Origin of the sequence: Rudaea cellulosilytica DSM 22992, assembly GCF_000378125.1 — a bacterium.
Lineage (GTDB): Bacteria > Pseudomonadota > Gammaproteobacteria > Xanthomonadales > Rhodanobacteraceae > Rudaea > Rudaea cellulosilytica.
The window spans coordinates 940,190-966,905 of sequence record NZ_KB899242.1 but is presented as its reverse complement, the minus strand read 5'-3'; the positions used below and the strand labels follow the sequence as shown (position 1 = coordinate 966,905).

Genomic DNA, 26,716 nt, shown 5'->3' with positions numbered 1-26,716 from the left:
CGCAAGCCGTCGCGATGCGGCGGCTTGCGCAAGCGGGGTCAGTCCGCCGCGAGCACGCGGCCGATGCCGCGTTCGCCGATCGCCGCGATTGCGGCTTTGACCTTTTCCGCATCGCTCGCCGGATCGTAGCCGATGCGGAAATGCAGCTCGCCCTCGGGCGTACGCGAGGAATGGATCGAGTCGAGATTGATCCTGCATTCCTCGAACACCTGCAGCAGCGCGCGCAGTGAGCCTGGCTCGTCGAGCGGCAGGAACACGCTGATGTGCGCGGGCGAGGCGAGGTCCGACAGCAGATAGCCCAGTCGCTCGAAGCCGTAGCTGCCTTCGGCGAGCGACTTGCCGCCGTAGAACTCGCGCGGCTGGGCGAGCAACTGTGCGCGCATCGACGCGCGCGCGTCCTCGCCGCCCTCGCGCACGCGGTCGCGCAGGAAATCGATATGCGCGGCGAGGCGTTCGAGCATGGGTGGTACGTGCGGATTCTCGAATTGGATGTCCGCGTAGATCGCCGGATTGCTCGCGAGCATGCGCCGCGTGACCACGCCGTCGAGTTCGTAACCGATCGTGCGGAACGGATGGATAGCCTCGAGGCCGCCGAGTACCGGCGCGAGTTCCTGCAACGTCGCCGCTTGCGCCATGTGCGTGGCGTGGGTCATGCCCTGCACGACGGCCATGATGCGGTCGTGTTGCTCGGGTTCTGCACGCACGCAGTCGGCTTCGGTCGCGGCGAGGAATTCCGCAAGCCACGCACGCCAGGCATCGACACGCGCCTCGCAGACGACGAGCACGCGGCCCTTGAGCGTCGGCGTCTTCGGCGGCGCCGTCATCGGATGCAGGCCGACGACTTCGGCTTGCGAGTGCAGCATCGCCGCGACCGGTACTGCCTTGATCGAGGTCAGGTCGAGCCAGAGCTTGCCCCGCGCGCGGCCCGCGGCGAGCGCCGTGTATTCGGCGATCAGCGCTGCCGTCGCGCGGATCGGTGCGGAAAAGATCAGCACGTCGGCACGTTCGATCAACTCGTCCGGCGACAACGCATCGTCGCCGTTCGGATCGCGGCCGATCACCGCAAGGCCCATGCGTTGCTCGAAGAATTGTTTGAGCCAGCGGCCGAAGGCGCCGGCGCTGCCGACGATGCCTATCGTGGGTTTGGTGGAACTTGGCGGCTGCGGCATGGGCTGGCACTGAAACGGGGCATTGGTGGAAAAACCCTCGCGGGCAACGACAACGCCACTCGAAAGGGGTAGCGTTCAGTGTAACGGCAGTGTTTAGATATTCGTAACCATCGCGCGCTAGCTTATGCAGCAGGGCTGCCGGGGTGCCATCGTTACCGAATTCGTTATCGTCATTCTTTGGCCGAAGTGAGCATCATGGAAATGAAAATCGCAAGCAGCGTTGCAATGATCGGAGCGCTGTTGTTCGGCGCGCAGGCGCATGCGGGGGGCGACGCCGCGGCCGGCAAGACCGCGTTCGCAAACCAGTGCGCGTCCTGCCATACCGTCGAGGCTGGCAAGAACGGCTTCGGCCCCTCGCTCGCAGGGGTGGTCGGTCGCCATTCCGGGTCGATCACCGGCTACAACTATTCGGCCGCGATGGCGAACGCGGGCCTGACCTGGGACGCGGCCAACATCGACAAGTTCATCGCGAATTCGACCGCCTTCGTGCCGGGAACCTCGATGCCGGTGCAGGTCGCCGACGCGACGACGCGCGAGAATATCGTCGCCTACCTGGCGACACTTGGCGCGCCCGCTGCCGTGGCCACTGCCGAGCCGGCGCCGAAGCCGCCAGCGCCGCTGCCCGCGGGGCCGACGAGCGAGGAGCTGCTCAAGTCCGCTACCGATACGCAGGGTTGGCTCTATGCGAGCAAGGACTACGCCGGCCAGCGTTTCGTCGCGCTCGACCAGATCACGGCCGCCAACGCGCACTCGCTGCGTGCGTCCTGCATATATCGCGCGGCGACGACGGGTTCGTTTCAGTCCAGCCCGCTCGTTTACAAGGGCACGATGTACTTCACCGTCGACAACGTGACGATCGCGATCGACGCGGCCACCTGCCGCGAGAAGTGGGTCAACACGTGGAAGATGGAAGGCTCGCCGCTGTCGAAATCCAACCGCGGCGGTGCGATTGCCGACGGCCGCTTCGTGCGCGGCACGCCCGACGGCTACCTGATCGCGCTCAACATGGCCGACGGCTCGCTCGTGTGGAAGCAAAAGATTGCCGACGCATCGAAGAGCCAATACCTGTCGATGCCACCGCTGATCGTCGGCGACACGATCATCTATGGCCCCGCCGGCGCGGACTGGGGCGCGAAGAATTGGATCGGTGCGTTCAAGCTGACGACCGGCGAGTCGCTGTGGAAATTCAATTTGATTCCCGATGCGGGTGAACCTGGGGCGAAATCGTGGAAAAACCCCGCATCGCGCGATCACGGTGGCGGCAGCCTGTGGACGCCGCTAGCGCTCGATGCAGCCAAGGGCGTGCTCTATGTTCCGGTCGGCAATCCAGCACCGGATTTCTACGGCCAGGCGCGACCCGGCGACAATTTGTATACCGATTCGCTGGTCGCGCTCGACGTCAAGACCGGCAAACTGCTCTGGTATCACCAGTTCGTGCCGAACGACGTCAACGATCGCGATTTGTCGCAAGTCAGTCCGTTGTTCAGCGAGACCGTAATGGGCAAACCGCGTGACCTCGTCACCGTCAGTGGCAAGGACGGCCTGCTGCGCGTGCTCGACCGCAACACGCACAAACAGCTCTATGAGTTGCCGATCACCACGCGGACGGGTTGGGAAGAAAAACCGACTGTCGCCGGCGCGCACGGCTGCCCCGGCCTGCTTGGCGGCATGGAGTGGAACGGTCCGGCCTACAGCCCCACGGCGAAGACGATCTATGTCGCGACGGTCGACTGGTGCGGCACGTTCACGCGCCAGCCGAATCCGCCGGGTTTTGCCCAGAACGCCCACTACTACGGCGGCGCGGTCACACCCGATCCGCGCGACCAGGCACGCGGCTGGCTGCGCGCGGTCGATGTGGCCACGGGCAAGGAACGCTGGGTGCAGAAGTGGCCGACGCCGCTCGTCGCCGGCGTCACCGTCACGAGCGGTGGCGTGTTGTTCACGGGCGACTTCGACAACAATTTCCTTGCCATCGACGCGGCCAGCGGCGAGACGTTGTACAAGTTCAACACCGGCGGCTCCGTCGGTGGCGGCGTGCTCAGCTATGCGATCGACGGCAAGCAGTATGTCGCGACGACCTCGGGCGTCGTCTCCGGTTTCTTCGGTGGCACCGGCAACGCGACGATCGTCGTCTTCGGGCTGCCGTAACGGATTCGACGAAAAGCACAGGGCGCATCGCGCCCCTATGGCCCGATCAGCGTCTCGAGCTGCGCCTTGAGCGCGGCGACTTCCTCTTCGAGTTTCGCCACGCGATCGACCAATTCGGACGAGGCACCGAAAGAGGGCGAATGTATTGCGGCGGCTGCGGCGTAGGCGTCGACATCGACCGCGCCGCAGAGCAGATGCATATAGCGATCCTCGCGCTGGCCGCCGCTGCGCGGGATGCGCACGACGAGAGCAGGTTCGCGTGTGAGCAGGCGGTCGAGCGAATCGCGTACGTCGTCGAGTGCCGGAAAATCCGCGAGCCGTTCGCAGCGCGTGTGCAATTCGCTGAGCGTCTGTGGCCCGCGCAGCAGCATCACGCAGAGCAGGGCGCGCTGGCGCGGCATCACGCCGTAGACCGCGTCGAGGCAATGGGTGTAGCGAGCCGCACGCTGCGCGAACGGGTCGAGCTTGACCAAACCCTTCGCTTCCATCTCGCGCAGCGCGTGGCCGATCTCGCCCGTGTCGAGGTGCATGATCGGCTCGCGGCTGGTCTTCTGGTTGCAAGCCTGCACGACGGCATTGACCGTGAGCGGATAGATGTCGGGCGTGATCGCGGCCTTCTCGATCAAGCTGCCGAGAATGCGCGCTTCGATCGCGCTCAGCTGCGGAACCGGCTCGGCTGCGGCATGGTCGGAGTTTTCGAAAATCGCGGTGTCGCTCATCTCGTGCTGTTGTCGGAAGGTGGATGGGCTGCGATTCTGCGGCAAATGGGCCGCGGTTACAAAGCTTTACCCATCGGCACTTGCCGCTCCGCGCGCGGCATTCCAAGATCACGTTAGTCGGCGAGAGGAGTCCTGCATGAAGCGTCGGATTCACCCAGTGCTGCAGGCCGTCGTGGCACTATCGAGTCTGCTCGCGGGTGCGTTGGCAGCGCAGACCACGCTGCCCCAGGTCGACGTGGTTGGGCCGAAATGGGAAACCCGGCGCGGCGGCTACGTTATTTCGAGCAACTTCAACGTCGACCCGAAGATGTCGGCGGTGATCTATCCGGCCGAGCCGTTCCAGAAGGGCGACATCTTCGATTTCCGCACCGTGCGCATGAGCGACGACGAATATTTCGTCCTGCAGGAGTGCGCGTCGGCCAACTGCACGCAGGGTCATATCCTGCAGGTGTGGACGAAGAACGGCGGGCTCGCCCAGACCAGCCGTGACCCGAATCGCTTCTGGATTCCGCACGAAGGCAAGATCTTCATGTTCATGCAGCGCTTTCCGATGTCGGGCGCGGGTGGACCGGAGAATGCGATAACCGGTGTTCCCGATCACGGCAGCGGATTTACCGGGTTCGAGCCGTTCAGTCCTCCGCTTGTCCTCAACCCGATCGGCACTCCGGACCAGTTCCGCGCATGCAACGTCAAGGCGGCGCAGGAAAAAGGGCCGGTCAAGGTCATCGCCAGCGAGCACGACGGCTCGCAGATGAAACTGCGCTTCGAAGGCGGCGCGGCGGTATTCATCCAGCGCATGCGCGCCGCGGACTAGACCGGACCAATCGCGCGCTCGCGCGCAGGCGCGTAGACTTGTCCCCATCGTTCCGCGCGGAGGCGGCCATGCGCCATCTGATCACCGGCGGCAGCGGCTTCATCGGCAGCGCGCTGTGCCGGTCCCTGATTGCCGACGGACATTCCGTCGTCGTGCTCACGCGCGACGTGCAGCGGGCACAAAGGCGTCTGCCTGCGCAAGTCATACTGGTTGAGCGCTTGGCTGATGTCGGTGACGTCGACGCTGTCGTCAACCTCGCCGGCGAAAATCTCGCCGATCGTCGCTGGACCGCGGCACGCAAGCAGGCGCTGCGCGATTCGCGGCTCGCCACTACGCACGGCCTGATCGACTGGATGGCCGGGCGGACGCAGCGGCCGCATGTGCTCGTGTCGGGCTCCGCGGTTGGCTGGTATGGTCCGCGCGGGGACGAGGAGCTTGGCGAGGATGCTTCGCCCGGCTCGGATTTCGCCGCACAGCTTTGCCGCGACTGGGAAGCCGAGGCGGAGAAGGCGGGTGCGTTAGGCGTGCGCGTCTGTCGCATCCGCACCGGCATCGTGCTCGACGCCAGCGGCGGCGCACTGGCGAAGATGCTGCTGCCGTTCCGTCTCGGCCTCGGCGGACGCTTCGGCGACGGCAGGCAATGGATGAGCTGGATCGCGCGCGAAGACGAAGTGCGCCTGATCCGCTGGCTGATTGGCAGCGAGTCCGCGCAAGGCGCCTACAACGTGACCGCGCCTGCGCCGGTGACCAATGCCGACTTCACGCGCATGCTCGGCGCGGCGTTGCATCGCCCGGCACTTCTGCCGGCGCCCGCATTCGCGTTACGCCTGATGCTCGGCGAAATGGCCGAGCTGTTGTTGAGCGGGCAGCGCGTAATACCGGTGCGTGCGCAGGCTGAGGGGTTTCGCTTCCGCTATTTCGATCTGTCTTCGGCTCTGCGCACCATCGTCGACGGATAACTCGGATTTGCCTTTGCATCGCGTTCGGCGGTGAGACGCGTGTTTTCCCGCTTGGCCGCGAACATCGCCGTGTCGGCGCGTTCGATGAGGTCCGGCGCGGTGAGGTACTTCTCGGGCCCGGTCGTGTGCACGCCGATGCTGACACCGACTTCAGGCAGCCGCTCGAGCAATTTCAGCCGGAATCGCGTACAGAATCCGCTAATCGCTGCCTCCTCGTCGCAATGCGGCAGCACGACGCAAAACTCGTCGCCGCCGACACGGAAGCAGGTGTCGCCGTGGCGGGCGGTGGACAGGGTGATTTCGCCGATGATCTTCAGCACCTCGTCGCCGTGCTTGTGTCCGCCCTTGTCGTTGATTCGCTTGAATTGGTTGACGTCGATGTAGACGACCGAAAGCGGTCGCGATTCGCGTTGCACGGTGATCAGGTCGCGCGCGAGCAGCCCCGTCATCGAGCGCCGGTTGAGCAGGCCGGTGAGCGGGTCTTTGCGCGAGAGATGCTCCAACTGGCGACTGCGCTCTTCCAGGTGCAGCGCATACTGTTCGGATTTCTGCTTCTCCGCGTCAATCTCGAAAAGCATGCTGCGGATATAGGTTTCCACGACCAGCGTCACGTCGAAATAGAACAGTTTGTCGAGTGAGGCAATGATCGCGTTGGCGGTGCCGGGCTCGGGCGCATGCTGGCTGATCAGATCGTTCAGCTGACTCTTCAGCAAATGCGTTGCCGACAGGTACAGCTTGGGTTCGACGCCGATGCGCTTGTGCACGAGCCCGATGCGCAGGCGATTGTTGACGTACTCCAGGTCGTAGATGCCAGCGAACAGGTCGATCACGTATTTGCGCTGTGCAGCCTGCAGGCGATTGAACGTGTCGAGATCGCCGATCAACAACGCGATCTCGGGAATCGAGGTCTGTACGCGATAGAACTCGTCCACGAGCACGTCGAGGTTTTGCGCCACGACCGGCGCAAAGCTGGACAGCAGTTCGGCGTCGTGCGTGGAAAAATTCAACAGCTCCATGCGCTGCGAGATCGCCGTATCGGTGATCCGCATTTGCTCGAGCAAAGTTTTGATCGCAGCTTGCATACGTCCCCCCGAACGAAGCGCTGCCGGGGATAATAGCGCACAGACGCGGGGTTTTCAGTCTTCCTCCACCTTCGGCTTGTACGCCTCGACCAGCTTCTTCTGCACCTGGGCCGGCACCGCGTCGTAATGGCTGAACTCGATCGCGTAGCGGCCCTTGCCGCCGGTCATCGATTTCAGCTCGGTCTGATAGTCGGCGACTTCGGCGAGCGGCGCCAGCGCGCGGATGACGAGCTCGCCGCTGCCGAGCGCGTCGGTGCCGTTGATCTGCGCACGCTTGCCGGCGAGGCCGCCGGTGACGTCGCCGACGTGCGCGTCGGGTACGAATACCTCGAGGTTGACGATCGGTTCTAGCACCTGCGGCTGCGCCTTGGCGACCGCGTCCAGAAATGCCTTCTTGCCCGCGGCGACGAAGGCGACTTCCTTGGAATCGACCGTGTGGTACTTGCCGTCGTAGACGATGACGCGCAGGTCCTGCATCTGATAGCCGGCGACGGCACCGTGCTCGAGCACCTGACGCACGCCTTTTTCCACGGCGGGCAGGAACTGGCCGGGAATCGTGCCGCCTTTCACCTCATCGACGAATTCGAAGCCGCTGCCGCGCGGCAGCGGCTCGATGCGCAGGTAGACCTCGCCGAATTGGCCCGCGCCGCCGGTCTGCTTCTTGTGCCGGTGATGGCCTTCGGCCTTGGCCCCGACGGTTTCGCGATAGGCGATGCGCGGCGGTCGCGTCTTCACCTCGACGCCGTAGCGTTCCTTGAGGCGTTCGAGCATCAGGCGCAGATGCAGATCGCTCAAGCCGCGGATCACCGACTCGTTCAACTCCTTGTTGTGCTCGTAGCGGAAGCACGGGTCCTCCTCGGCGAGCTTGTGCAGCGAGGCGGCGAGTTTCTGTTCGTGGCCCTTGTGCGCAGGCTCGACCGCGAGGCCGAACATCGGCTGCGGGAATGCGAGCGGGGCGAGGTGGATCTGGTCCTCGTCGTGCGAATCGTGCAGCACCGCGTCGAAATGGATTTCCTCGACCTTCGCCACGGCCGCGATGTCGCCCGGAATGGCCTGGTCGACTTCGACGTAGTCTTTGCCGCGGAGCTTGAACAGATGGCCGACCTTGAACGGTTTTTTGCCGTCGTCGATGAACAGCTGCGAATCCTTCTTGATCGTGCCTTGATACACACGGAATACGGCGAGCTTGCCGACGAACGGATCGTTGACGATCTTGAACACGTCGGCGATCACGTGCGCCGCGGGATCGGGCTTGGCCTCGATCGGCGTCGTGTTTGCGCCGGTGCCTTTGACGAACGGCGGCGGGTTGCCTTCGAGCGGATTCGGCAGCAGTTTTTCGATAACCTGCAAAAACTCGCGCACACCCGCGCCGGTGCGCGCGGAGGCGAAGCAGATCGGCACGAGATGGCCTTCGCGCAGGCATTGCTCGAATGCGTCGTGCAGTTCGGCGCCACTCAATGCCGCCTCGCCTTCGTCGAGATAGTGGCCCATGACGGTTTCGTTGATCTCGACGACCTGGTCGATGATGCGCTGATGCGCGGCGGCGACACTGTCGAAATCGGCGATGCCGTCCGGCTTGAAGAAGCAGTCGACGACGGCCTTGCCGCCCTGCGCGGGCAGGTTGACCGGTAGGCATTCCGGGCCGAAGGCCTCGCGGATCTGCTCGACGATTGCGCGTGGATTGCCGCCGTCGATTTTGTTCACCACGATCACGCGTGCGAGGCCGCGCTGCTTGGCGTGGTGCATCATGCGCTGGGTGCCGTACTCGATGCCGGCGTGCGCATTGATGACGATCGCGCAGGTTTCGACCGCGGCGAGCGCGGTCAGCGTCGGCCCGCGGAAATCCTGCGAGCCCGGCGTGTCGATCAGGTTGATGTGGCAGTCGCCGCTGTCGATCGAGGCGATACTCGCGTTGAGCGAGTGCTGGCGCTGCTTTTCGAGAGGATCGTGGTCGGAGACCGTAGTGCCGCGCTCTATCGTGCCGGGAACCTGGATCGCGCCGCCCGCATGCAGCAGGGCTTCGAACAGCGTGGTCTTGCCCGCGGCAGAGTGGCCGACGAGCGCGATGTTTCGGATGCCTTCAGTGGTGTAGCCCACGATGCGCCTCCTTTGGTTTTGCGCTCGTCCCTGATCGCGAAGATCAAGAAGCGGCCATCCATGGCCGCACTTTTCACGAATCTGCTTTCGTGAGGTGATGTTGCAAGAGTTCTCCTTTTATCCGCGTCGGTCAAGGCGCGCCGCCGCAGGGCGTCGCGGCGGCGATGTTCGAGGAGGGTTTTACCAGGCGCGCAGATATTGCTCGGGCGCAGGCATTTTAACGCCCAGTTCCGCCGCGGCACGGCGTGGGAAATAGGGGTCACGCAGCGACTCGCGCGCGATGAGGACAAAGTCGGCGTCGCCGCGTTCGATGATCTGCTGCGCCTGTGCCGCCGTGGTGATCAAGCCGACTGCGCCGGTCGCGATATCGGCCTCACGACGGATGCGCGCCGCGAACGGCACCTGGTATCCCGGCCCGACGGGAATCTTCGCATGGGCGACATTGCCGCCCGAGGATGTGTCGATCAGGTCGACGCCGTCGGCCTTGAGCCAGCGTGCGAGTTCGACACATTCGCCGATGTCCCAGCCGCCTTCGGTCCAGTCGGTCGCCGAGACACGCACGAGCAGCGGCCGCGGCTGCGGCCATACGCCGCGCACGGCGGTGACGACTTCGCGCAGCAGGCGGGCGCGATTCTCGAGCGAACCGCCGTAGGCGTCCGTGCGTCGATTCGACAGCGGCGACAGGAACTCGTGCAGCAGGTAGCCGTGGGCGGCATGGATTTCGACGGCGTCGAATCCAGCATCGCGTGCGCGTTCGGTCGCCGCGACGAAGTCGGCGACGACTTTGCGCAGCCCGGCGTCGTCGAGAGCGGTCGGCACGGCGTAGCCGTTGTCGAACGCGATTGCGCTCGGTGCCACCGGGATCCATGCGCCGGCCACGCCGACGAGCGGCTTGCCGCCTTGCCACGGCACTTCGGTGGATGCCTTGCGCCCGGCATGGGCGAGCTGGATGCCGGCGGCGGCGCCCTGCGTCTTGATGAATCGCACGATGCGCGCCCATGCCGTCTGCTGCGCTTCGTTCCAGATGCCAGCATCACCCGCCGATATGCGCCCCTCGGGTGAGATCGCCGAGGCTTCGGTGAAGACAAGCCCGGCGCCGCCCACGGCGCGGCTGCCGAGGTGGACGAGATGCCAGTCGTTCGGCACCCCATCGAGCGCGGAGTATTCGCACATCGGCGAGATGGCGATGCGATTGCGCAGGGTGACGTTGCCGATCTCGAGCGGTGTGAACAGAGCCATGCGTTCGTCCTGCGGAATCCGGAATGATGCGAGGTGGGGCGGAACGATTCGGAACTCAAGAGCCTGCGGGCTTCGCGCGACGACAAGTCGCACTCAGCGGCGATTTAGTCCGGACGCGATAAGGTCGTACGACCGATTGCCGCTTTCCCGCAGATGAGCCCAGTGGTGCCCGAGATGCTCCAGCCTGAAGGGGAGGCCGTCGACGACTGCAGCGAAGGCATTCGTGCGCGCGCCCTCGCACATGCGCGCGCGCACGAGACGCGTGGGCCGCTTTCGCTGCGCATTGTAGCGATATCCACCGCGATCCTTCTGCACCTGATCGCGGCGCTGTGTCTGTACTTGCTGATGCGGCCGCATCCGATGCTCGATCAAGACCGTATCGAAGTGCGTCTGTTCGATGCGACGCCGGTCGAGCCAGCGTTGCCGGAACCGCCGCCGTCGACACGACCGCCTGCGTCGGTATCGACCGCCGCGGTCGTTCAGCGTGCGCGGGTCGCGACGGGAAACCCGGTACCGCCCTCCGTTGCGCCGGTCGAATCGATGGCGCGACCGCACGTCTTCAATAGCGACGGCAGCATCGACATTCCCGCCGAAGTGGCCGATCAGACCGACGCTGGACAGCAACTGCATTTCATTCCCAAATCGACGGAGCCGTCGCCCCTGATGATGCTCAAGCGACCGGTGAAAATTCGACCCAATCATTTCGCCAGCGCATGGAAGGCGCCGCAGAATGAAAACCTGCTCGGCGCAGCGTTGCGCAAGACCGCCGAATTCGTAGACAAGAATCTCAGCGTCGAAAAGGAATTCGACACGCCTCTGGGGAAGATCAAGTGCAAGGCCGCTTTCATGATCGTCATGGCAGGCGGCGGCTGCGTTGACGTTCCGCCGAAGGCTTATGAGCCGCCTGCGGAAAAATGGAAACCGGCTACGGTGCTGGACGAAAAATAATCATTCCATTCTTGTCCAAGGAGCGAGACGGGCGGAGCGCGGGGCAAGCCGGGTCGGAAGAGCGTCGGCCTTGTGCCGCACCGCGTCGCGTGCGCAGCGCATGTGCGGAAAAACAGGCGGGCGCGAGGCCCGCCCGAAGGATCGAACACGCTATGTTGTTGTTATGGCTGATCGGTACTCGAGCCGGTCGGCGAGGCCAACCCCTTGGCCTTGGCGAACTCGGCCGGGGAAAGCTTGCCGTCCTTGTTCGCGTCGAGTTTATCGAACTGCGCACTCAGCATCTTGTTGGCCGAAGCTTCGGTCTTGTCGATGTAGCTGTCATGGTTGAGGTCGAGCGCCTCGAAGCGCGCCTGCAGGCTGGCGGGAGAATCCGCCTGCCCGGAGTGCTGCATCGGCGTGGACGGTTGGGTGGGGTCGGTCGGGTCGGGCGGTGGCGCTGCGAAGGCCGCCGCATTGGCCAAGGCGAAGGCGATGGCTGCGGAAACGGTGGGGATGATGAGGGTGCGGGATTTCATGGAAAGCTCCTTCTCTTTGGCGAGAATGAAGACCAGACTTTGCCCAAGCGGGTCTTCACGGAACGCCGAAGGCGCGAACACCTCCGACGGCGCGGTCCGGGATTGGATCGCTGCTTGCGGCGCGGGCGCCGCACACGAGCTCGAGAGTCGAACTCGAATATCGGCCAGATGCCGACATGTCGACCTTACCTGCGCCGACGCAACCTCGGCTTAATACGCCGGCGTTTCGCGATAATGCGGCATGCGTAGTCGTTACGAGAACGTGAAAGGTCGCGTCGTCTTCGTGCACGGCGCCGGCGGCGGTGCGTGGGAGTGGGCGATCTGGCGCCGAGTTTTTGCCGCGCAGGGTTGGAACGTAATCGCACGCGATCTGCAGCCTGCCGAATGCGGCTTGGCGCAGACGCGCCTGCAGAATTATGCGGGTCAGGTCGAAGATTGGATGCGCGCCGGCGCGGGCGAAGGGGACCAGGGCGAATCGGTGCGCAGTGTTCTCGTCGGTGCCAGTCTCGGCGGCCTGCTCGCCTTGAGCGTTGCCCAGCGCGCCGTGCCAGCCGCACTCGTGCTGGTCAATCCTCTGCCTCCCGCAGGAATCGAACCGCGGAGCGAATCCAGGCTATGGCCCGATATCGTCGCCTGGGGCAGTGCGCGTTCGTTCGCTTCCACATGCCGCGCGATGCCCGATGCCGACGATGCGGCGCGTTGGTTTGCGTTCCGTCATTGGCGCGACGAGTCCGGCGGCGTGCTGCGCGAGGCGGCGTTCTCCACTGTCGCCGATACCGTCACTTGTCCGACGCTGGTCTTCGCCGGCGAATGCGATGCGGACGTTGCGCCTGCTGCGAGTCGCGCGCTCGCCGAAATGCATGGAGCTGAGTTTCGCCTGCTGCACGGTGCTGGCCACCTGTCGCCGCTGTTCGGGCGCATCGCGAGCGCCGTCGCCCAAAGCGCCGCCGATTGGTGTGCGTGTAATATTTGTAGTATAAAAAAATAAAAATATACAAACTGCGAAACATTTGCTGAACCGGAATCGCTGCAACGGCGGAATTCACAGCGAATTCACGCGCCCGCGCCTAGCGTGGCAGCAGGGTTCAACGAGGGCCATCGGCCCTTTGGAGGTTGATATGAAAAGCATGACTAAATCGGTCGTTGCTACCCTTGGACTGGCGCTGCTTGGCACAGCCTGCGCGTCCGACCACTATGTCCGTTACGAGAACAGCGGCGATTCCTTCTTCGACTACGCCAAGGTCGAGCGAGTCGACCGCGTGGTCGACACAGTCAGAGAACCAGTCAACCGGCGCGAGTGCTGGAATGAGCCGCGCAGCGAATACCATCCGTCGGCGGCCTATCGGCGGGACGAGGTAGCGCCTACGGTGGTGACGAATGTCGATGGCACGACGGTCGTGCACAGCGATGTCGTCGAGAGCGGCGGGTACTACACGCAGACCTACGAGCAGCAGTGCCGCACGCGCACCGACTTCGACACAAACTCGCGTGTGGTTGCCTATGACGTGGTCTACAACTATCGCGGCGAGGACTATCACGACCGCATGAACCACGATCCAGGCGCGCGCGTTCGCGTCCATATCGAGAACGGCTACGTCGAAGTGGCCGAGTGATCGACCGGCTGGCTCCGGGTCAGCGAAGGACCGGAACAGCAGTCGCTTGGCGTAAGTGGTCCCTCTCCCGCGTCTGCGGGGGAGGGGCGTTTTTTGCTCGCGCCTACAGAATCTTGCGCAACTGGTCGCCGATCGGCAATTCGCGGATGCGCACCTGGGCCGCGGCGTAGATAGCGTTGGTCAGCGCCGGCAGCGCGCTCGGCAATGCCATCTCGCCGGCGCCGGACGGTTCCTTGCCCGAATCGACGATGACCACTTCGACGTCGACCGGCGCTTGGCCCATGCGCAACAGCGGATAATCGCCGAAATTGGATTGTTGTACCTTTCCATCCTTGAGCGTGATACCAAGGTTGAGCGCGGTCGACAGTCCGTCGATCGTGCCGCCGATCACCTGCGCCTCGAGACCGAGCGGGTTGACTACGTGGCCGACGTCGATCGCGCAGACCGACCGATGGACGACGACGTTGCCGTCGATCGCCGAAACTTCGAGCGCATGCGCGGCGTAACCGCCGAAGGTGAAATGGCCGGCGATGCCGAGGCCGCGATCCTTGTCGAGCTTGCGTTTCCAACTGATCCTTTCCGCCGCCGCGTTGAGCACCGCCGCCATGCGGCCGGTATCGAACACGGGGCCGCCGTGACCCTTGTACGGCAGTTCGCGCGGCTCGCCGAGCAGCTTGAGGCGCAGCGCGAGCGGGTCCTGCTTGAGTGCGACGGCGACCTCGTCGATGAAGCTCTGCACGGCGAACGCGGTCGCGTTGCTCACGGGCGCACGCCACCAGCCGCGCGGCTGGCCCGAGGTGAGCGGCAACAGCGACAAATCGAAGTTGGGTACGAGGCCTGCGGGGAAATCATCGGGAGCGAGCGTCCCGTTCCACAGCGGCCGATCCTTCATGCCCTTGTCACGGTGGTTGCGCGGTGTCGCCGCGCAGCGCGCGGACCAAGCGCTGATCTCGTTTTTGCGGTCGAGGCTCGCTGCCATCTGGAACACGCAGAACGGGCGGTAGAAGTCGTGGCGCAGATCGTCGTCGCGCGTCCACAGCAGCTTGACCGGCTTGTCGGTCTGCTTGGCGATCAGCGCGGCTTCGGCGATGTAGTCGTTTTTCAGGCGCCTACCGAAGCCGCCGCCGGCACGGGTCATGCGGATCTCGATTTTGGCGCGTGGCACACCAGTGACCGCATTGATGACTTCGGAGGCGCCATCCGGATCCTGCAACGAGGCGACGAGCAGGACCTTGTCCTTCTCGACATGGATCAGTGCGGCCGGTGGTTCCATCGTCGCATGGGCGAGGAATGGCACCGAGTAGCGCGCTTCGATCGTCTTGCGCGCGGTCTTGCGCGCCTTGTCGACATCGCCGTCGCGACGCACGACGATGGACTTGTCCGCGTTCGCTGGCCTGAGCAATTCGTCGGCCTGTTTACGCAGAGCTTCGGTCGATTCGTCGGCGAACGGGCCGGGCTTCCACTCGATTTTGAGTTTCTCGCGGCCCTTGAGCGCGGCCCAGGTGCTCGTCGCGAGCACGGCGACGCCGTTGACGAGCACGCCGTCGAATACATCGCCAGGCTTTGGGCCGGCGATGCGCACGACGTCTTTCACGCCGGACACTTTGCGCGCTTCCGCATCGTCGAGGCTGGCGATTTCGCCGTCGATCCACGGCGAGCGCGCGACGACGGCGACCAACGCCTCGGCTAGATAGGCATCGATGCCGTACTGCGTCTGCCCGGTGACGATCTCACGCGCGTCGACCGTCGGCGTCGGCTTGCCGACGACCTTGAATTCCTCGGGCTTCTTAAGTGCGCGTGGCTCGGTCGGCGGATCGAGCTTGGAGGCGGCGTCGACGAGCTCGCCGTAGGACAGTTTCGTGCCGTCCGGCGCGATCACGTTGCCCGACTCGGTATGCAACTGCCCGGCCGGGAGGTTGAGCTTCGCCGATGCAGCGACGAGCAGCAGCCAGCGCGCCACGGCGCCCGCCTGGCGCAGGTCCTTCCAAGCGGTCGGAATGCTCGTGCTGCCACCGGCGCCCTGGTCGCCGTACTTGAGTCCAGGACCCTTCTCGGTGTCGATGTAGCCGTAGGGCAATTGCTCGACGCGCACGCGGTTCCAGTCGACGTCGAGTTCTTCGGCGATCAGCATCGGCAGTGAAGTCTTCACGCCCTGGCCGATTTCGCAGCCACGCGCGCCGATGATCGCCTCGCCGGTCTTCTCGATGCGCACGAAGGCACCGAGCGAGGCCGGTTCGATGCGCGCACCGAGGTAGGGCAGCGTCGCCTGCGCGCTTGCGGCGCGCCAGCCGACGATCAGCGCACCCGACGCGGCCGCGCCGACGACAAGAAACCTGCGTCGCGAAGGATTGGCGATCGTCTTGTCTTTGCTCACGACTTGCCGCCTTCGTGCGCAGCGCGCTCCTTGGTGATTTCCGCCGCGCGCTTGATCGCCTTGCGAATGCGAGGATAGGTGCCGCAGCGGCACAGATTGGAAATCCGGCCGATATCGTCGTCGTTCGGATTCGGCGTGCGCTTGAGCAGGTCCGCCGCGGCGATGATCTGTCCGGCCTGGCAGTAGCCGCACTGCGGCACGTCGATCTCGATCCAGGCCTGCTGCACCGGATGCAGCTCACCGTTGGCCAGGCCCTCGATCGTGGTCACCTCGCGCTTGGCCAGCGCCTTCATCGGCATCAGGCAGGCGCGCTGCGCCTTGCCGTCGACGAGCACCGTGCAGGCGCCGCAGGCGCCGATGCCGCAGCCGAACTTGGTCCCGGTCAGGCGCAGTACGTCGCGCAGGTACCAGAGCAGCGGCATCGTGTCGTCGCCGTCGAAACTATAGGGGCGGCCATTGATGCGCAGCGCGACCGCTTTTTCGTCGTCGGCCTTGCTGGCGGTCGGCGCGGCGGGTGGCTTGGCGGGATGGGCGGGAGTGGTCTGCATGGCTGTCTCGCATCGGAGGCGGTTATTTTCGCATTACCGGCGCGCGACGAATACCCGCGAGTCCGTGGCGCGACGAGGCGGTTCATCGTTGCGTCGCGGTATCATTTGCGCCTGCGCGTCCAATACCAGTACACCGGAATCCCTGCGAGCGTGATTAGCACGCCCATGCCGGCGTCGCGCGGGCTCTCCCATACGGTCGTCGCCACGACCCAGGCAACGACGACGAGGAACAGGATCGGCAGCAGCGGATACATCGGCACGCGGAATGTCAGAGCCGCGGCATCGTCGGTGCGCGCGCGGCGATACCAGAACAGCGTGGCGATCACCGCGGCGATGCCGATCCAGTCGCCGACGGTCGAATAGTTGAGCAATTGCTCGAACGTGCCGGTCAGCGCGAGCACGCAGGCCCACGCGGCGAGCATCAGCAGGGCGACGTTCGGCGAATGCCAGCGTGGATGCAGTGCGGATGCGGAGCGGAAGAACACGCCGTCGGATGCCATGACCTGAAACACGCGCGCCGCGCCGATCAGCGAGATGTTGACGAAGCCCAAGGTCGAGATCGCGATGCCGAGCGCGATCAGGCGCGCGCCGGGCTCGCCGAACACTGCGCGCATCACATCGGCCGCAGGCGCGGCGCTCGCGGCGAGGCCGGCGTGACCGAGCACGGCGAGATAAGCCGCGTTGGCAAGTACGTAGCACGTGGCGACCAGCAGCATGCCGAGCAGCAGCGAGCGTGGCAGGTTGCGCCGCGGATCCTTGATCTCGCCGGCGATGTCGTTGACGTAGTACCAGCCGCCGTACGAGAACAGTACCGGCATCAGCGCGCCGATAAACGTGAATGGTTGGAAAGATGGCGGCGGGGCAGCGGGTGCGGGTGCTCCGCCGAAGGAAAGGCCGACCGCGATCAAGATCGCGAGCGCGAGCAGTTTGAGCACGGTCAGTACGTTCTGCAGCCACGATCCCGCGCGGATGCCGAACCAATTGATCCCGGTCAGGAACACAATCGTGCCGACCGCCCATGGCGCCGGGTTGGCGATCTTCAGGCCGAGCGCGGCGCCGAGATATTCGACGAACACGGTGGACACCGCGGCGATCGCGCCGGAGTGGTTGACGATGAGCAGGTTCCAGCCATAGACGAAAGCTACGATCAGGCCGAACGCCTCGCGCAGATAAACGTAGCCGCCACCCGCATTCGGCCGCCGCGCGCCGAGTTCGGCGTAGGACAACGCGCCGATCAGCGCGATGACGCCACCGATCACCCAGGCGATCAGCTGTTCGCTCCCCGATCCAGTCTGCTTGGCCACCGCCGCCGGCACGCGGAAGATGCCCGAACCGATCACGCCGCCGACCACGATCATGCTCGCGTCCCAGACGCCGAGGCGGCGCAGGTAACCCGGTGCGGATGCGGTCACGGTCTCGTCGGACATGCGCTGGCCTCCCAATCGAAGGCCCGAGCATGGCGAAGTCGCACACGGCTGTCGAGAGGTGCAGTGCGTCGACGCGTGCACAAAACGCAAGCGGCCCGCACTTGGCGGGCCGCTTTTCGGTTCATGCGTGACGCTCGATCAGAACGTGTATTTCAGCGTCGCCATCATCGACCAGCGCGACACGGTGCGGCTCGGATCGAGGAAGCCGCCGTCGTAGTACACCTTCTGCTGCGGCTGGTAGTTGCCGTTCTTGTCGGTCGGCAACGAGTAGACGTACTGGCCTTGCGCATTGACACCGGCGTAATTGGCGAGGATGCGCGTCGGGTAGCCCGTCGTGCTGACGACCTGCGTGTCGCCCCAATGCTTGTTGAGCAGGTTGAGGAAGTTGAAGATATCCAGGCGCAGTTCGCCCTTGCCCCACAGGCCCGGCACTTCTTGCGCGAGGCTGAGATCGAACTGGTTGATCCACGCGTTCTTCGCGCCGTTGCGGCCGGCGATCTGGCCGCGGTGGTCCTTGAGATACTTGTCCGAGGCGAGGAAGTCGTTGAACTGCTGGATTTGCGCCGCCGTGGTGCCGGCGGCAAAGGCCACCTTGGAATCGTTCGCGCCCGGGATATAGACCGGATCGAAGGCAGAGATGTTGTCGCCGTTGACGTCGTTGCCGAACACCCAGGTGTAGTTGTTGCCGTCGCGGCCGCTGTAGAAACCGGAAATCGTGCTCTTGTAGTCGCCGAAGAAGGCGTGCTGCCAGGTCAGCGAGGCCTTGAACGCGCGCGGAACGTTGTAGTTCGAGGTGCCCGGGACATTGCTGTTCGGATTGACGCGCGCGACGCGCTGGTAGCCGTTGAACGCGATCGTGTCGATGCCCGGATCGACGTCGGTGGCATGGCTGAAGGTCACCGCGACGTTGCCCGACAGGCCGTCGGTAAAGGGTTTGTCCCCCGACAGTGTGATCGAGTCGGCCTTGCCTTCATGCGTGTTGGTCAGCAGCGTCGACGACGTGGCGAAGCTGCGGTTCTGGTTGGCCAGCGCGTCGGCGGTCTTCGGCGCTTCGCCCGGAATCTTCCAGTATTGATTGCGGCCGTCGGGCAGCGTGCCGGTTGGTGCGCCGAAGTTGATCGCCTGGTAAAGGATGGCGTTCATCACCTGGATGTGTTCGTACTCGGCCGTCGCGACGAGGCCCCACCATGGCAGTTCGCGGTCGAACGCGATGCTGGTCTTGAGCGAGGTCGGCAGCTTGAAGTCCTTGGACACGGTGTCCACCGAACCCGCGCCGCCGCCGGCCGGGATGTTCTGGTGGAACGGATCCGGACTGAACGCCGCCTTGGTGTAGTCGGTATTCACGTACGAGAGCAGGGTGACGCCGTTGTTCTGGTACGGGTTGGTCAGCCACACCGCCGGCGGCGAGCTCTGGAACACGCCGACGCCGCCGCGCAGCTGGGTCTTGTACTCGGTCTCGAAGTTGTAGTTGAACGACACGCGCGGTTCGATCACCGCGGCGCTGGAGCTGATCATGTAGTTGTTCGGATAGCCGAATGCTTTTTCGAACGCGGCGTTGTAGACCGGCTTCTTGTTCGCGTCAGGAATATCGACGCGGATGCCGTACTGCAGCGACAGCTGCGGGGTGGCCTGCCAGGTGTCCTGGATGAACGGGCTGGTCTGGGTGTAGGTCCAGGCGCCGGCGATGTCGGGCAGGGAATAGCCCGGAGCCGGATGGAACAGCGTGTAGCGGTTATAGATGCCCTTAGAGAAGTTGTCGAGGCCCCAGAACGTGTACGCGCCGAATTCGGTCTGGCCGAACAGGTTGTAGATCTTGGTGCTGGTGTAGTCGACGCCGGCCTTGATCGCATGGTCGCCGAGAGTGTAGGTGCCGGCAAAGAACAGGCTCGTCTTCTTCGTGTCGATGTGGTTGTAGTGGCGGAACTGTTCCTCGCCGAGGTTGACGGTCGGGCCGTTGCCGGTGGGCGAGAGGTTCACCGCCACCTGCGGCTGCTGCCACGGCGCGGTCGTGTCCTGCACGAAATGCTGGTAGCCGACCTTGGCTTCGGTCGAGAAATTGTCGGTCCAGTCGTCGAACAGGTGGACGACGTAGTTGTCGGTCTTGATCGCCTTGGTGTAGGTGTAGCTCGACAGGCCGACGCTGTTCGTGGTGTTGCCCGCTATCGCCGGCTGCACGTTCTTGGTCTGCTGGTAGGTGAAACTCGCGCGATGGCGATCGGAGATGTTCCAGTCGATCTTGCCGAGATAGCGCTTGTCGTCGAAGGTGAGTCCGCCGATCGTGCCGCCGAACGTGCCCGGCGTCAGGCCGAGCTGCTTGGCGATATCGATGACTTTCTGCAGGTCCCCGGGCGAGATCTTACCGCTGGTCGAGGCGCCGTTGCCGAGCGAGGGATCGAGGCCGTTGGCCGAGTCCGCGCCGAGGCCGGACATCTTCTCGTGCTCGGCCGAAACGAAGAAGAACAGCGTGTCCTTGATGATCGGTCCGCCGACGTTGAAGCCGCCGGTCCAGTCCTGGAAGTAGTTGCGATACGGGTAATTGTGGTTGTCCTTCGGCAGCCAGCCGGCATCGCCGACGAGCTTGTCGGCGTTGCGGTACGCGTAGTACGCGGCGCCGTGGAATTGGTTCGTGCCCGACTTGGTCACCGCGTTGACGTCGGCACCGACGGTGTCGGCGATGACGTCGTAGTTCGCGGTCGAGATGTGGTATTCGGCGATCGTCTCGGGCGAAATCGGCGTTTTGAGATAAGGCAGGCCGTTGGCGTTGAGGCCGAACGGGTCGCCTTGGGTCACGCCGTCGACCGCGATGTTGTTGTAGCGGTTGTTCTGGCCGACGGCCGAGATCGCGCCGACGCCCTGGTCGGTGACGTTCACGCGCGGGTCGAGGCGCACGATGTCGTCGATCGAACGGTTGCCTTTCGGCGTGGCGTCGAGCTGGCGTTGCGAGATCGTCGTCGCCAGGCCCTTGTTGTCGGCGGCGAACGTGGTCGCCAGTGCCGAGGCGGTGACGGTGACGCCCTCGAGCTGCGCCGGGCCTGTGGCCGCGCCGAGGTTGATCGAGGCCGGCTGGCCGAGTTGCAGATAGACGTCGTGCTGTTCGGCGACGGCTTTGCCGCCTTCGCTCGCTTTGACCTCGAACGGACCGCCGACGCGCAGGCCTTGCGCCGAGTAGCGGCCTTCCGCGTCGGTCGTCACTTCCTTCGAGGTGCCCGAGGGCAGGTGCACGATCGTCACCACCGCGCCGGCAACCGGCTTGCCCGCCGGGTCGAGCACGCGGCCGTTGATGCCGGAGGTCGTGATGTTCTGGGCGTGGGCCGCAGAGACTGCAAGCAGTGCGGCAATGGCGATCGGGAGGGCTTTGGCGCGAACGTAAGAGAGCATCGGCAATCCATTATCTGAGGACAAATGTTAATCTTATTTTACATTTGTTTCAGTTGTTTGGTGCACTGCGAAAAAATTTCCGCGGGCCGTCGCAACGGGGATTCGACTGCTCGGCCCTGGCACGGCCTGTGCGGATGCAGCATTTCGCCTTACTATTGCCAGTTCATTGCGCGTGAATTGCGCTGTCCGCTTTCGTCTCTCAACAACGGGAACCATCGTGAGTGTGAATGCCGCGCCCCTATCTGGCGCCAACTGGGTTGTGCTCAAATTCGGCGGCACCAGCGTTTCGACGCGGCCGCGCTGGGACAAGATCGCGGCGATCGCCAAGGGAAAACGGACGCAGGGCAAACACGTTCTTATCGTCGTCTCCGCGTTGTCGGGGACGACCGACAAACTGAAGGCGATTTGTGACGGTCACGCCGACGCCGGCAAGTGCCGGGCCGTGGCCGACGAGATCATCGCGCGCCACCGCGCAATGTTCGCCGAGCTGGAACTGAAGGACTCGGGCGGCCTCGACGCGTGGCTGGCGAAACTCGAACAATTGCTCGCCGACCCGCGCCGTGCGGAAGGCGCGCTGACCTGGCAGGCCGAAGTGCTGGCGCTCGGCGAGATGATGTCGTCGACTCTCGGCGCAGCGTATCTTTCCGCATCGGGTCTGCCGACGCAGTGGTTGGATTCGCGCCAGCATCTGCTCAGCGAGGCACTGCCAAATCAAAGTGCGTGGGGCCGCTATCTTTCCGCGCAGGTGCCGACGGCGCGCGACGACGCGCTGATCGCCAAGCTGCCGACACGCGGCGAGACCTTCATCACTCAGGGCTTCATGGCACGCAACGCGGCTGGCGAAACCGTCATTCTCGGCCGCGGCGGTTCGGACACCTCGGCAAGCTACTTCGGCGCGCTGCTCGACGCCGAGATCGTCGAGATCTGGACTGATGTCGCCGGCATGTTCAGCGCCAACCCGCGCAGCGTGCCGAACGCGCGCCTGCTGTCGCGGCTCGACTACGAGGAAGCGCAGGAAATCGCCACGACCGGCGCCAAGGTGCTGCATCCGCGCTGCATCAATCCGGTGCGCGAGGCCGGCGTGCCGCTCGCGATCAAGGACACGAACTACCCCGAATTCGCCGGCACGGAAATCTGTGCCGCGGTCGCCGATGCGCTGCCGAGCGTGAAGGCGATCTCCTCGCGCAGCGGCATCACGCTGATCTCGATGGAGTCGATCGGCATGTGGCAGCAGGTCGGCTTCCTCGCCGACGTGTTCGAGATCTTCAAGCGTCACGGCCTGTCGATCGATCTCGTCGGTACGGCGGAGACCAACGTCACCGTCTCGCTCGATCCGAGCGAGAATCTGGTCAACACCGACGTGCTCTCGGCGTTGTGCACCGATCTGGCCGCGATCTGTCGCGTGAAAGTGATCGCGCCGTGCGCGGCGATCACCCTGGTCGGGCGCGGCATGCGTTCGATGCTGCACAAGTTCTCGACGATCCTCGCCGAATTCGGCTCGCTGCGCGTACACCTGATTTCGCAATCGTCGAACAACCTCAATCTCACCTTCGTCGTCGACGAGAGCGCCGCTTCCGATCTCGTGCCGCAACTCCACGATCTGCTGATCAAGGCCGAGGCGATGCGCGTGGAAGACGCGGCCGTGTTCGGCCCGAGCTGGGTGGACTTGTATAAAAAGAAACAAGTGCAGAACGCGCCCTGGTGGCGCGCACGCCGCGATGAATTGCTGAAGCTGGCGCAGCAGGCGACGCCGCACTACGTCTACGACCTCGCCACCGTCGGCGCGCAGGCGCAGGCGCTGCGCGGCACGATCAGCGCCGTCGATCGCTGGTTCTACGCGATCAAGGCGAATTCGCATCCGGCGATCCTGCGTGAAGTGATCGCGCAGGGCTTCGGCCTCGAATGCGTCTCGCCGGGCGAACTGGCACGGGCGCGCGAGGTCGACGCGAACGTCGACCTGCTCTACACGCCGAATTTCGCCGCGCGCGAAGACTACGCCGCCGGCATCGCTGCGCATGCGCGCATGACGCTGGACAACCTGCATCCGCTCGAACACTGGGGCGAACTGTTCGCGGGGCAGGAGATCGAACTGCGCCTCGATCTCGACTTCACCCGCGGCCATCACGACAAGGTCAAGACCGGCGGCGCCGCATCGAAATTCGGCCTCAGCTTGAACGAGCTCGACGAATTCCGTCGCCTCGCCACGCAGCACGACGTGCGCATCGTTGGCCTACATGCGCATCTCGGCTCGGGCATCCTCGACGCGAAACACTGGAAGGAAGTGCATGTGCAGCTCGCGAGCATCGCCGAGAAGATCGGCACGGTGCGCGCGCTCAACATTGGCGGCGGTTACGGCGTGCCCGCACGCGCGGACGAAGCACCGCTCGATCTCGCAGCCGTGGCCGCGAATCTCGCCGAGGTGAAGGCTGCCTATCCGCAATTCGAGCTATGGAGCGAGCCGGGCCGCTATCTCGTCGCCGACGCCGGCGTGCTGCTCGCGCGCGTTACCCAGCTCAAGCGCAAGGGCGAGTTCCGCTATGTCGGTGTCGACGCCGGCATGCACACGCTGATCCGCCCCGCGCTGTATGAGGCCTATCACGAGATCGTCAACCTTTCGCGCATCGACGAACCGGCGACCGAGCTTGTGCAGGTCGTCGGTCCGATCTGCGAGTCGGGTGACGTGCTCGGCAACCATCGCCGCCTCGCTGCGCCGCAGGAGGGCGACGTGATCCTGATCGCCCAGGCCGGCGCTTATGGTGCGGTCATGTCGTCGGACTACAATCTGCGCGGACGTGCGGTGGAGACCGTGTTGTGAGTACGACGACCGCCGACAAACTCGCTGATCCGCGCAGCGCGCAGGCATTTCGTTTCGTCGCCTGCGATTTCGATGCGGCGAGCGGCACGGCGAGCCTGTCCTATGCCTTCGACAATGGCCCGTTGCTGATCGAACGCATCGTCTTTCCCGGCGCGCCCGCGTTGCCGGCGCAACGCGCAGCCGCGTTCGCGCGGGCATTGCGCCTGCTCCATCTGATCGCGGGCGTCAGCTACTACAAGGCCGGCATTCCGCTCGAGTTGCGCATCGAGACCGGCGCGTTCGATGCGAGCACGGCGGCGTTCCTGCACCAACTGTATTTCCATGGCCTGGCCGAATTCGCCTACCAGAACAAGCTCGATCTTGGCGAGCGCCTGCGCTTCGCGCCGATCCAATCGGGCGGCGGCGAAGCCGGCGAGCGGGCGCAGGCGTTGGATCTGCCGCGCCGCACGCTGCTGCCGATCGGCGGCGGCAAGGATTCGCTGGTCAGCGTGGAATTGTGCAAAAGCATCAACGAGCCGGCGACGGCGGTCTGGATCGGCGATTCCGCGCTGATCGCCGCCTGCGCCGAACGCACCGGTCTGCCGCTGCTCAACATCAAGCGCCACATCGCGCCGGAGCTGTTCGAGTACAACCGCCAGGGCGCATGGAACGGCCATGTGCCGGTCACCGCGATCAATTCGGCGATCCTCGTCTGTGCGGCGATCCTGTACGGCTTCGATGCGATCGTATTTTCCAACGAACGCTCCGCGTCGAGCGCGACCCTGGAATACCAGGGCCAACAGGTCAATCATCAATGGAGCAAGTCGCTCGCGTTCGAACAGCTGTTGCGCGAGCAGATCCGCACGCACGTCGCCGCCGACCTCGATTATTTCTCTCTGCTGCGGCCGTGGTCGGAACTGGCCGTCGCGCGCGAGTTCGCGAAGCACTCGCAGTACGACGCAGCGTTTTCCAGCTGCAACCGCAACTTCCGCATTCTCGGCGAGCATCCGCAGGACCGCTGGTGCGGGCAGTGCCCGAAGTGCCACTTCGTATTCCTCGCGCTGGCACCGTTCGTCGCCAAGCCACGACTGCTGCGGATCTTCGGCCGCAATCTGCTCGATGACGCCGCGCTGGTGCCGGGTTTCGACGCGCTGCTCGAGTACCGCGACCACAAACCGTTCGAGTGCGTCGGCGAAGGCGGCGAATCGCGCGCGGCGATGTATGCACTGACCCAGCGTGCGGAATGGCGCGAGGATGCGCTGGTCGCGCGTTTTGCCAAGGAAATCCTGCCGCAGATCGACCGTGCCTCACTCGCGTTCGAGCCTTTGCTCGCGCCCGCGGGCGAGCATTTTCTGCCGGCGCGTTTCGCTTCGCTGCTGAATGCGCCTCGCTGAACTCGAAGGCAGGCGCGTCGCTATCTGGGGCCACGGCCGCGAGGGCAGGGCGGCTTTGTCCGTGTTGCGACGGAAGTTTGCGGGCCAGTCGATCACCTTGTTTTGCAGCGCGGCCGAAGCGGCCACAATCGGTCGGGACGGTGAAGGCGTCGACATCGTGACGACTGCACCCGATGCGGAGAAGCTGTCGGCCTTCGACATCGTGATCAAGTCACCCGGTATCAGCCCGTACCGCGAGCCGTATCCTTCCGCCGAAAAATCCGGCGTGCGCTTTACCTCGGGCACGGCACTCTGGTTCGCCGAGCATGCGGGCGCGAAGACGATCTGTGTTACCGGCACCAAGGGCAAGAGCACGGTGACCGCCCTGATTGCGCACCTGCTGCGTGCGGGCGGAACGCGTGTCGCGCTCGCGGGCAATATCGGCCTACCGCTGCTCGAACTGCTCGAACCCGAAGTCGAGCCGGACTGGTGGGTGATTGAGCTGTCGAGTTTCCAGACGCGCGATTTCGGCGGCGAGCCGACGGTCGCCGTGATCAACAACCTACTCGAAGAACATCTCGACTGGCACGGCGATACGGCCCGCTATCACGCCGACAAGCTAAAAATCCTCGGCGAATCTGCCGCTGGCATTGCCGTGTTGAACGCGGCTGATCGCGTCGTCGGTTCGATCCGGGTGCCGCACAAGATCGTTTGGTTCAATTCCAACGACGGCTGGCACGCACGCGACGACTCGATCTTCTGCAGTGGAGAAAAAGTCCTTGCGCTCGCGCAAATCCCGCTGCCGGGTCCGCACAATGCGCAGAATGTCTGTGCGGCGCTAGCTGCGATCGACGCCGCCGGCATCGATGCGCGCGCGCTGGCGCAACATGTCGCCACGTTCAAGGCGTTGCCGCACCGCTTGCAGCGGCTCGGCGTGCGCGACGGCATCGAATACGTCAACGACAGCATCTCGACGACGCCGTATGCGGCGATCGAGGCATTGCGCAGCGTCGACGCCAGGACGACTGCGATCCTGGTCGGCGGTTTCGACCGCGGTGTGCACTGGCAGCCGTTCGTCGATTTCGTTGCGCGGCATCCACCGCGGGCGATCGTCACGATGGGCGCAAACGGCGACGCGATTGCCGCGGCGTTGGCCAAAGTCGGGCAGCGCGAATTCGAGCTTGTGTCCGCGCAAACGCTGGTCCAGGCATTCGCGCGTGCACGCGCGCTGGTGCCTGCGACCGTGCTGCTGTCGCCCGGCGCGCCGAGTTTCGATCAGTTCAAGGACTATGCCGAACGCGGCCGCGAGTTCGCGCGCCTCGCCGGATTCGATCCCGCGGCGATCGCGCAGATCGAGGGCCTGGGCATTGCGTGAACTCGGCGGCCCGATCGCGGTCGCAGAATGAACCTCTGATTTACCTACTACGCTCGATAATTTGCGCGCCGGCGCTGCTCGGAATCCTCGCATACATGTCGGTATGCTCCGGTTCCTGCGCTCCGGCGACGCGCAAATTTTCTT

20 protein-coding genes are annotated in these 26,716 nt (G+C 64.6%); 9 read left to right on the top strand and 11 right to left on the bottom strand.

The window, feature by feature from the left end:
- Positions 1 to 38: 38 nt before the first annotated feature.
- On the bottom strand, positions 39 to 1,169 hold the full coding sequence (locus F455_RS0113985) for a prephenate dehydrogenase (RefSeq protein WP_018973930.1): 1,131 nt from the start codon (positions 1,167 to 1,169) through the stop codon (positions 39 to 41).
- A 201-nt stretch (positions 1,170 to 1,370) separates the two neighbouring features.
- Between F455_RS0113985 and F455_RS0113980 the strand changes: the two genes are divergently transcribed.
- The gene (locus F455_RS0113980; RefSeq protein WP_169337355.1) at positions 1,371 to 3,317 is read left to right on the top strand and encodes an outer membrane protein assembly factor BamB family protein; all 1,947 of its coding nucleotides are present in this window, start codon (positions 1,371 to 1,373) and stop codon (positions 3,315 to 3,317) included.
- 35 nt (positions 3,318 to 3,352) lie between these two features.
- Here F455_RS0113980 and F455_RS0113975 read toward each other — a convergent pair whose 3' ends face one another.
- Positions 3,353 to 4,036: a YceH family protein gene (locus F455_RS0113975; protein WP_018973928.1), complete on the bottom strand. Its 684-nt coding sequence runs from the start codon at positions 4,034 to 4,036 to the stop codon at positions 3,353 to 3,355.
- Between the two features lie 136 nt (positions 4,037 to 4,172).
- Between F455_RS0113975 and F455_RS0113970 the strand changes: the two genes are divergently transcribed.
- Entirely contained in the window at positions 4,173 to 4,850 is a 678-nt protein-coding gene (locus F455_RS0113970; protein WP_018973927.1) for a hypothetical protein, read from the top strand.
- Positions 4,851 to 4,918: 68 nt separating this feature from the next.
- On the top strand, positions 4,919 to 5,809 hold the full coding sequence (locus tag F455_RS0113965; RefSeq protein ID WP_018973926.1) for a TIGR01777 family oxidoreductase: 891 nt from the start codon (positions 4,919 to 4,921) through the stop codon (positions 5,807 to 5,809).
- Here the strand turns inward: F455_RS0113965 and F455_RS0113960 are convergent.
- The 4 genes from F455_RS0113960 to F455_RS23370 all read right to left on the bottom strand — a co-directional run bounded on the left by F455_RS0113960 (position 5,764) and on the right by F455_RS23370 (position 10,857).
- Positions 5,764 to 6,858 (bottom strand): GGDEF domain-containing protein, encoded by a 1,095-nt coding sequence (locus F455_RS0113960; RefSeq protein ID WP_211212325.1) that lies wholly within the window; start codon positions 6,856 to 6,858, stop codon positions 5,764 to 5,766. The two genes, F455_RS0113965 and F455_RS0113960, sit on opposite strands and share 46 nt — an antisense overlap.
- A gap of 87 nt (positions 6,859 to 6,945) precedes the next feature.
- Positions 6,946 to 8,988: an elongation factor G gene (gene fusA / locus F455_RS0113955; protein ID WP_018973924.1), complete on the bottom strand. Its 2,043-nt coding sequence runs from the start codon at positions 8,986 to 8,988 to the stop codon at positions 6,946 to 6,948.
- A gap of 180 nt (positions 8,989 to 9,168) precedes the next feature.
- Entirely contained in the window at positions 9,169 to 10,227 is a 1,059-nt protein-coding gene (locus F455_RS0113950; RefSeq protein ID WP_018973923.1) for an NADH:flavin oxidoreductase/NADH oxidase, read from the bottom strand.
- Positions 10,228 to 10,320: 93 nt separating this feature from the next.
- On the bottom strand, positions 10,321 to 10,857 hold the full coding sequence (locus F455_RS23370; RefSeq protein WP_157578830.1) for a hypothetical protein: 537 nt from the start codon (positions 10,855 to 10,857) through the stop codon (positions 10,321 to 10,323).
- Between F455_RS23370 and F455_RS23010 the strand changes: the two genes are divergently transcribed.
- Positions 10,822 to 11,175: a hypothetical protein gene (locus tag F455_RS23010; protein ID WP_157578828.1), complete on the top strand. Its 354-nt coding sequence runs from the start codon at positions 10,822 to 10,824 to the stop codon at positions 11,173 to 11,175. The two genes, F455_RS23370 and F455_RS23010, sit on opposite strands and share 36 nt — an antisense overlap.
- A gap of 161 nt (positions 11,176 to 11,336) precedes the next feature.
- On the opposite strand, the gene F455_RS22165 is transcribed toward F455_RS23010, so the two are convergent.
- Positions 11,337 to 11,690, bottom strand: a complete 354-nt coding sequence (locus F455_RS22165) for an EF-hand domain-containing protein (protein ID WP_018973921.1) — start codon at positions 11,688 to 11,690, stop codon at positions 11,337 to 11,339.
- Between the two features lie 241 nt (positions 11,691 to 11,931).
- On the opposite strand from F455_RS22165, the gene F455_RS0113935 reads away from it, so the two are divergent.
- Positions 11,932 to 12,678, top strand: a complete 747-nt coding sequence (locus F455_RS0113935) for an alpha/beta hydrolase (protein WP_018973920.1) — start codon at positions 11,932 to 11,934, stop codon at positions 12,676 to 12,678.
- Positions 12,679 to 12,808: 130 nt separating this feature from the next.
- On the top strand, positions 12,809 to 13,303 hold the full coding sequence (locus tag F455_RS22160) for a glycine zipper 2TM domain-containing protein (RefSeq protein WP_157578826.1): 495 nt from the start codon (positions 12,809 to 12,811) through the stop codon (positions 13,301 to 13,303).
- A gap of 103 nt (positions 13,304 to 13,406) precedes the next feature.
- On the opposite strand, the gene F455_RS0113925 is transcribed toward F455_RS22160, so the two are convergent.
- From F455_RS0113925 to F455_RS0113910, 4 genes are all read right to left on the bottom strand, one after another.
- On the bottom strand, positions 13,407 to 15,677 hold the full coding sequence (locus F455_RS0113925) for a xanthine dehydrogenase family protein molybdopterin-binding subunit (protein WP_018973918.1): 2,271 nt from the start codon (positions 15,675 to 15,677) through the stop codon (positions 13,407 to 13,409).
- On the bottom strand, positions 15,674 to 16,225 hold the full coding sequence (locus F455_RS0113920) for a (2Fe-2S)-binding protein (RefSeq protein ID WP_018973917.1): 552 nt from the start codon (positions 16,223 to 16,225) through the stop codon (positions 15,674 to 15,676). The genes F455_RS0113925 and F455_RS0113920 overlap by 4 nt, the downstream gene beginning before the upstream one ends.
- Positions 16,226 to 16,326: 101 nt before the next feature.
- On the bottom strand, positions 16,327 to 17,652 hold the full coding sequence (locus F455_RS0113915; protein WP_018973916.1) for an APC family permease: 1,326 nt from the start codon (positions 17,650 to 17,652) through the stop codon (positions 16,327 to 16,329).
- 138 nt (positions 17,653 to 17,790) lie between these two features.
- Entirely contained in the window at positions 17,791 to 21,030 is a 3,240-nt protein-coding gene (locus F455_RS0113910; RefSeq protein ID WP_018973915.1) for a TonB-dependent receptor, read from the bottom strand.
- Positions 21,031 to 21,253: 223 nt separating this feature from the next.
- On the opposite strand from F455_RS0113910, the gene F455_RS0113905 reads away from it, so the two are divergent.
- The 3 genes from F455_RS0113905 to murD are packed head-to-tail and all read left to right on the top strand — an operon-like array spanning position 21,254 to position 26,572.
- Positions 21,254 to 23,845 carry a bifunctional aspartate kinase/diaminopimelate decarboxylase gene (locus F455_RS0113905; RefSeq protein WP_018973914.1) on the top strand — a complete coding sequence of 864 codons (2,592 nt, stop codon included), beginning with the start codon at positions 21,254 to 21,256 and terminating at the stop codon, positions 23,843 to 23,845.
- Complete coding sequence (gene murL / locus F455_RS0113900) at positions 23,842 to 25,218, top strand: UDP-N-acetyl-alpha-D-muramoyl-L-alanyl-L-glutamate epimerase (RefSeq protein ID WP_018973913.1); 1,377 nt, start codon at positions 23,842 to 23,844, stop codon at positions 25,216 to 25,218. Before F455_RS0113905 ends, murL begins: the two co-directional genes overlap by 4 nt.
- Positions 25,205 to 26,572 carry a UDP-N-acetylmuramoyl-L-alanine--D-glutamate ligase gene (gene murD / locus F455_RS0113895; RefSeq protein ID WP_018973912.1) on the top strand — a complete coding sequence of 456 codons (1,368 nt, stop codon included), beginning with the start codon at positions 25,205 to 25,207 and terminating at the stop codon, positions 26,570 to 26,572. Before murL ends, murD begins: the two co-directional genes overlap by 14 nt.
- The last annotated feature ends 144 nt before the right edge of the window (positions 26,573 to 26,716 follow it).